Annotated in this window: 9 protein-coding genes; 7 read left to right on the top strand and 2 right to left on the bottom strand. The window is 33.0% G+C overall.

Annotation, left to right across the window (positions count from 1 at the left end):
• The 5 genes from Q0800_RS11395 to ftsY all read left to right on the top strand — a co-directional run.
• Positions 1 to 396: CinA family protein (locus Q0800_RS11395; protein ID WP_299129704.1), on the top strand; the 396-nt coding region annotated here is incomplete at its 5' end.
• Positions 397 to 563: 167 nt separating this feature from the next.
• Positions 564 to 800, top strand: coding sequence for a 50S ribosomal protein L28 (rpmB, locus tag Q0800_RS11390; RefSeq protein WP_299129702.1), 237 nt, complete (start codon positions 564 to 566; stop codon positions 798 to 800).
• Positions 801 to 825: 25 nt separating this feature from the next.
• Positions 826 to 1008, top strand: a complete 183-nt coding sequence (gene rpmG, locus Q0800_RS11385; protein WP_179346045.1) for a 50S ribosomal protein L33 — start codon at positions 826 to 828, stop codon at positions 1006 to 1008.
• Positions 1009 to 1049: 41 nt separating this feature from the next.
• A complete protein-coding gene (locus Q0800_RS11380; RefSeq protein ID WP_008271041.1) occupies positions 1050 to 1202 on the top strand; it encodes a DUF4295 domain-containing protein in 153 nt (50 codons plus the stop codon).
• Between the two features lie 192 nt (positions 1203 to 1394).
• Entirely contained in the window at positions 1395 to 2369 is a 975-nt protein-coding gene (ftsY, locus tag Q0800_RS11375) for a signal recognition particle-docking protein FtsY (RefSeq protein WP_299129699.1), read from the top strand.
• A 269-nt stretch (positions 2370 to 2638) separates the two neighbouring features.
• Here ftsY and Q0800_RS11370 read toward each other — a convergent pair whose 3' ends face one another.
• On the bottom strand, positions 2639 to 2860 hold the full coding sequence (locus Q0800_RS11370; protein WP_299129696.1) for a hypothetical protein: 222 nt from the start codon (positions 2858 to 2860) through the stop codon (positions 2639 to 2641).
• A gap of 422 nt (positions 2861 to 3282) precedes the next feature.
• On the opposite strand from Q0800_RS11370, the gene Q0800_RS11365 reads away from it, so the two are divergent.
• Together Q0800_RS11365 and Q0800_RS11360 are read left to right on the top strand one after the other, a co-directional pair.
• Positions 3283 to 3984 carry a hypothetical protein gene (locus Q0800_RS11365; protein WP_299129693.1) on the top strand — a complete coding sequence of 234 codons (702 nt, stop codon included), beginning with the start codon at positions 3283 to 3285 and terminating at the stop codon, positions 3982 to 3984.
• A gap of 11 nt (positions 3985 to 3995) precedes the next feature.
• Complete coding sequence (locus tag Q0800_RS11360) at positions 3996 to 5681, top strand: amidase family protein (protein ID WP_299129690.1); 1686 nt, start codon at positions 3996 to 3998, stop codon at positions 5679 to 5681.
• Here Q0800_RS11360 and Q0800_RS11355 read toward each other — a convergent pair.
• Positions 5678 to 6529, bottom strand: coding sequence for a serine hydrolase (locus Q0800_RS11355; RefSeq protein WP_366518844.1), 852 nt, complete (start codon positions 6527 to 6529; stop codon positions 5678 to 5680). The two genes, Q0800_RS11360 and Q0800_RS11355, sit on opposite strands and share 4 nt — an antisense overlap.
• Positions 6530 to 6775 lie beyond the last annotated feature (246 nt).

Here is a 6775-nt window from a genome sequence, read left to right as displayed (position 1 = left end):
GGACTAATAGCTAAGTTACTAACGGCAAATGCAGGAGCATCAAATTATTTTAAAGGTAGTGTAGTAACTTATGCTACAGAATCTAAAGTAAATGTTTTAGGTGTCTCTAAAGCTACTATTAAAACCGATTCTGTTGTAAGTAAAAACGTAGCAGAACAGATGGCTGAGAATGTAAGGCAATTATACCACGCAGACTACGGGATAAGTACCACAGGTAACGCTGGGCCATCAAAAGGTGATTCTGATGCTGAGGTTGGTACAGTTTGGATCGCTATAGCTACCAATAAAGGTGTTGTGTCTAAAGTTTTTAACTTTGGAAACCACAGAGACAAAGTCATTATGAAAGCGACAAATAAGGCTTTTGAAATGCTTCAAAAAGAAATTTTGAAAAAGTAGTATTTAAGTTTTGTCAAACTTTAATTATTTACTAAATTTGCAGCCTGTTTAAAATATCCATAGTAGGATATTAGATTTTTATTAAAAATACTGACTAGGATATTGTTTCCGTACAGATAGAAATAAAAGTTAACAGAAAGAAATAACATACCTAAAGAAAGAAAACAATGTCAAGAGTTTGTGAACTTACTGGGAAAAAAGCAATGGTTGGGAACAATGTTTCTCACGCAATGAATAAAACAAAACGCAAGTTTAATGCAAACTTGATTAAAAAGCGTTTTTATATCCCTGAAGAAGATAAGTGGGTAACGTTAAAAGTTTCTACAGCTGCATTAAAAACCATTAATAAAATAGGTATTACAGCGGCATTAAAAGAAGCTAGAGCAAAAGGTTTTTATAAATAATAGCATACGCTAAAGTCAACTTACAATGGCAAAAAAAGGAAATAGAATACAAGTTATCTTAGAGTGTACAGAGCACAAAGCTTCTGGAAAACCAGGAACTTCAAGATATATTACCACTAAGAACAAAAAAAATACGCCAGACCGAATGGAGATTAAAAAATTTAATCCTATTCTTAAGCGCATGACAGTACATAAAGAAATTAAATAATCAAATTTCCGTTGCTACGGAGATTGTAAACAATATTTACAATGGCAAAGAAATCAGTTGCGTCTTTACAGACAGGATCTAAACGTTTGACAAAAGCTATTAAAATGGTGAAATCACCAAAGACAGGAGCATATATGTTCGTAGAGTCAGTTATGGCACCAGAATTTGTTAATGACTTTTTAAACAAAAAATAATTATAGTTACACTATAAATGACCTAAACTGCTTTCGTTTGAAAGCAGTTTTTTTATGGCTATATTTGAATAGTTATGACAACTTAGCAGTATCCTTTTAAAGGCAAGGTTGTTGCAACCTTTTTTGTATAAAAGCGCAATGAAGCTGTTAAATTAAACACAGTTAAAATGCAACCAAACATTGAAAATATAAATGAGTTTTTTTAAAAAAATATTTTCTTCTGAAAAGAAAGAGACACTAGATAAAGGTTTAGAAAAATCTAAATCTTCATTCTTTACTAAATTAAATAAAGCCGTAGCAGGAAAATCTAAAGTAGACGACGATGTACTAGATAATCTTGAAGAGGTATTGGTAACAAGTGATGTTGGTGTAAATACTGCACTTAAAGTCATTGAGCGCATAGAACAACGCGTGTCTAAAGATAAATATTTAGGAACGTCTGAATTAAACCAAATTCTTAGAGAAGAAATTGCAGGATTACTGTACGAGACAAATTCTGGTGAAGAAACAGATTATAACATCCCACAATTACCAAAGCAAGAGGATGGTAAAAAAACACCTTATGTACTTATGGTTGTTGGTGTAAATGGCGTAGGTAAAACAACAACGATTGGTAAGCTTGCGTATCAATTTAAAAAGAAAGGCTTAAAAGTAGTCCTTGGTGCCGCAGATACATTTAGAGCAGCCGCAATTGATCAATTACAAGTATGGGCAGACCGAGTGGAAATTCCGATGGTAAAACAAGAAATGGGTTCTGATCCTGCTTCCGTTGCTTTTGATGCACTGCAGTCTGGTGTAAACCAAGATGCAGATGTTATTATAATAGATACGGCTGGTCGTTTACACAATAAGGTTAACTTAATGAACGAATTATCTAAAGTAAAACGTGTTATGCAAAAAGTGGTCGGTAATGCGCCACATGATGTCTTATTGGTTTTAGATGGTTCTACTGGCCAAAATGCGTTTGAGCAAGCCAAACAATTTACAGCAGCCACCGAGGTAACTTCTTTAGCAGTAACCAAATTAGATGGCACAGCTAAAGGTGGAGTGGTTATAGGGATTAGTGATCAATTTCAAATCCCTGTTAAATACATAGGTATAGGAGAAGGAATAGAAGATTTACAAGTTTTTAATAAGTATGAGTTTGTAGATTCATTTTTTAAATGACGCCTTTAAATTCATTTCGATAAAATGATTTAATTCTATATATTAATAATTTTACAAAAGAACAAAAGCTCACTATAAACTTAGTGCGCTTTTTTGTTATTGCATTATAAATTAGAAGAAATAGTACGCTATTATTTAAAGCCGTTAATTTTAAACACGTTAAAGTTAATAGCATCGGCTTTTATAACAATTAATATTCCGTCAGTACCTCGAGCAATACCAGTAATAAAGCTTGTTCTAGGTGTGCCTGTTGTAATTCTAAATTGTTTCTAACTTGCACACGCACCACCTAGTAAACTAGGATTATTGGCACCTGTGAGTTGTGTTGTTGTGGAAGCATTGCTTGTTAAAACTCTAACAGCCGCTGTACCGTTTGCATCTAATGTTTTATTGGGAGTTATAGTGTTAACACCAACTGGAGCATTTATCGCGGTAGTAAAGAAAATGAATAACAGAAACCAGATTCTGTTATATATAGAAGGAGCGTTCACATAACAAAAAAGTTGAAAATCACGACAACCATATCAATGTAACATTATAAAAATATAGGTGTAATAAAATAGTTTTAACGCTCTTTTGTTACCTGCTTATTTTATGTAACGTACTGATTTACTTTATTTTTGTTAATAAACAACTGTAATTTGAATATCTGTTTTTTTTGCGTAATTATGATTGACGAATATTTAACTAAAATTTGGAGATTTACATTTTATCCTTTTATCATTTTATTTTTTGTTTGTTCAGAGTTAATTTGTTTAATCTTTAAGGCTGGGTATTACGTTTTTTCGGAATGGATAACATTAAGATTTAAAGTCAATAAAATAAACAACAACTTACATTTTGTATTTTTATAAAAAAAATTATGATGATGCGTTATCTTCTTTTTAGTATTTGCACTCTAGTAACGTTCAACATGTATTCACAGGCGGTTGCTGGTGCTCCAAATCAGTATGAGAGCACATGGCGTCTAAAACAAATTATAAGAAATAAGTTAAATCAAGATGAAAATGCTAACCCTATTTCTTATGAAGACATAAAAGGCAGCCCTTATTTTCCAAACAAAGTACAATTAGGCGAGGTATCTGTTGCCGATAGTTTATACGGAATGCACTTAATGCGCTATAATATTTACACTGATGAGGTAGAAATTTATGCAGATGAAGAATATGATCTTAGTAATTCGGATAAAAAATTTGAAGCTAAATATGCGTTATTGAAATTGGATAATAGCGAAGTTGCGTTTTCCGATGTAACATTAAAATATTTTTCTTATTTAGACTATGATAATGTACCTAAATCTTCTTATTTTTTAGAAACATTTAAAGGATCTAAATTTTCGCTGCTCTGTAAAAAAAGATGTGTTTTAACACCTGCTCAAAAGGCTGCTTCACCAAATCACCCAGGACGAGCAGCAAAATTTATTATATATGATGATTACTATATTTATAATCATAAAAATAACAAGACCAACAAACTTTTACTAAAAAAGAAAAGTTTAAAAGTATTATTTCCTAATAATGCCGATAAGCTCCATTCATATATAAAAAAGCATAAAGTAAAGCTTAAGAATAAAAGTTCATTGATTGAATTTTTAACTTATTTAAATAAAATTTAATAGATATCCCTATGAGATTAACTACAGTATTTCTTTTTTTTATAGTTCTAATATCTTGCAACGACACTGTATCTAGAGGCGCTCGCGAACCGATCTCAAAATCAGAAACTATTGAGTCTACTGCAGATAAAGCCACAGATTTAGATGCCATTTCTGCAAAGGATTTTAGAGAATTTAAAGTATTAGACTCCAAAAACTTAAAAAAGGATGAAATCTGGGCCACCATCAATGCCAAGATGACGGACTTTACAGAAGCAGATTATAAGCGATTAAAGCCACTTATTCTCGAAAAGGATATTCAATTTTTACAACAGCAGGTAGCAAATAAAAAATTAACCTACACGGCGTTAACTAAATTCTATTTATATCGCATCCGCAAGTACGATAGAGAGAATAATGTATCACTAAATTCCGTAATTTCTATTAATCCTAATGCAATAGAAGAAGCAAAAGAAAAAGATAACGCACGCAACGTTTATGGTGATTCTAAAAATTTGGAATATTCAGTGTTCGGTATGCCAATACTTTTAAAAGATAATATTAATGCTTCTGGTATGGCAACAACCGCTGGTGCTGTTGCATTAAAAGATAATGTTACGGATGACGCCTTTATAGTAAAACAACTAAAATCTAAAGGTGCTTTAATATTAGGAAAAGCTAATCTTAGCGAATGGGCTTATTTCTTTTGTGGTGACTGCCCAAGTGGGTACTCTGCAATTGGAGGGCAAACCCTTAATCCTTACGGAAGAGGATCTATAGATACTGGCGGTTCAAGTTCTGGTAGTGGTGTAGCAGCTTCTGCTAACTTTGCAGCAGCAACTATCGGTAGTGAAACAGCTGGTTCTATTCTATCACCTGCGAGTCAAAATTCTGTTGTAGGTCTTAAACCAACTATAGGTTTAGTGAGTCGTAGCGGAATTGTACCTATTTCTTCAACCTTAGATACAGCTGGTCCAATAACAAAAAACGTTATTGATAATGCCATTGTATTAGATGCTATTTTTGGGGTAGATAATGCCGATTCTAAATCCTTTATGATGATGTGGGATGTTGGTTTTTATACTAAAGATTTAAAAACGGCATCACTAAAAGGAAAACGTTTTGGTGCTCCTAAGCGCTTAATGGAAGACACATTATACGTAAAGGCATTAGAAGTTTTAAAACAACAAGGAGCAGAAATTGTTGCGATTGAAGAAGAAGCCATAGGCTTACCAAATTTTTTGAGTTTACTAAACTTAGATATGAAAAAGGACTTGCCAACATACATGGCAAATTATGCGAGTAAGGCTATTGATTTAAGAACGGTTTCTGATGTAATGACATTTAATTTAAAAGATTCAATAAAAACAATGCCTTATGGGCAAAAACTTTTTAAAGGCATTGTAGACCATAAGGGTGATACTGCCTTTTTAGAGCGTATAAAAGATACCTTAAAAACTAATGGTAAACAGTACTTTGATATACCCATGGATGCCAATAAGTTAGATGGTTTTTTGTCTATAAATAATTACCATGCCGCTTTTGCAGCTGTTGCAGAATATCCGGCTTTAACAGTACCTATGGGTTATACAGGTGAAGGTGTTCCAAAAGGCTTAACATTTATAGCAAGACGCCTTCAAGAAAAGCAATTATTAGCATGGGCTTATGTTTATGAACAAGCTTCTAAGGCGAGAGTGGCACCAAAGACTTATAACTAGTTAATTAATAAATTAATATGAGACCAAAGCTCTTCGTCAAAATTAGATAAAGCGAAGTTAGCATTATCAGCAGCATTACCCATTCTAATAATTACTAAATCTTTGCTAGGAACAATGTATATTTTCTGGTCGTCTTTTCCTAAAGCAGCGTACATATCTACAGGTGCATTGGGTATTAAAAATCCAGTAAATAGGTGTTGCGATTGCTGTAACCTGTAACTAGACTTTCCATTTAACCACCACATATAACCATAGGCTTCATTTAAATTTTGGGACGTGTTAATAGCTTCAGTTAAATACGTTTCAGGAATAATTTGATTTGTTTCCCATATACCATTCGCGGAAGTGAGCAGGCCAAAGCGCGCCATACTGCGAGTTGTACTCCAATACACATTAAAATTATTTGATGCTATCCAAGCTCCAGACATACCAATCTTATTTTTTAATTGAGAGTTAAAATAAGTTGTCCATGTTTGGTTACTTACCTCTGCTACAACATCTTGTAGTTTTTTATGGACATTATGATATTCCCACCGTTCGCCTGCATCTGCTGCGTATTCTAAGTTTTGGGCTGAAACATCCTCACCTAAACTATCATCTAAACCAGAGGTCATTGTTAAAAGGTTTTTGCAATTAATAAGGTTTTCCTTTTCTAAAGGAGCACTCGTCCAGCCTTCTCCAATGTATTGCGATACCTTATTATCAATATCTAACAACCCTTCATGTTGTGCAATACCAACAGTTGCAGTGGTAAGGGTTTTGCCTACGCTAGCCCAATACCAAGGAGAATTAGAGGTATGGCCATTAAAATACGCTTCAACAACAATTTTTCCGTTGTGTAAAATCATAAAACTTTTAGAGTTTTTAGCTTCTCAATAATCTAATAAGGGTTGAAGTTGGTTTTCATTCCAATTTAATTCAGATAAGGTTTTGGTTTCCCATACCTATGAATTTAAAGGAGGAAAATAGAGGTTTTCATTTGTTGGTTGTTCCACTATTATTTCATCAGTAGAGCATGAAAGATGTAACAGTAAAAGAATAAATAGTATGGCTAAGCTTAATTTTTTCATTAGAGTAGGTTTTTATTTAAGACA

The sequence above is a fragment of the uncultured Winogradskyella sp. genome (genome assembly GCF_937958655.1).
Lineage (GTDB): Bacteria > Bacteroidota > Bacteroidia > Flavobacteriales > Flavobacteriaceae > Winogradskyella.
This window is presented reverse-complemented; position numbering and strand designations above follow the sequence as displayed.

Coding starts and splice junctions, on each gene's coding strand:
- rpmB (WP_299129702.1), top strand. CDS start 564: ATGTCAAGAGTTTGTGAACTTACTGGGAAAAAAGCAATGGTTGGGAAC.
- rpmG (WP_179346045.1), top strand. CDS start 826: ATGGCAAAAAAAGGAAATAGAATACAAGTTATCTTAGAGTGTACAGAG.
- Q0800_RS11380 (WP_008271041.1), top strand. CDS start 1,050: ATGGCAAAGAAATCAGTTGCGTCTTTACAGACAGGATCTAAACGTTTG.
- ftsY (WP_299129699.1), top strand. CDS start 1,395: ATGAGTTTTTTTAAAAAAATATTTTCTTCTGAAAAGAAAGAGACACTA.
- Q0800_RS11365 (WP_299129693.1), top strand. CDS start 3,283: ATGTATTCACAGGCGGTTGCTGGTGCTCCAAATCAGTATGAGAGCACA.
- Q0800_RS11360 (WP_299129690.1), top strand. CDS start 3,996: ATGAGATTAACTACAGTATTTCTTTTTTTTATAGTTCTAATATCTTGC.
- Q0800_RS11355 (WP_366518844.1), bottom strand. CDS start 6,529: ATGATTTTACACAACGGAAAAATTGTTGTTGAAGCGTATTTTAATGGC.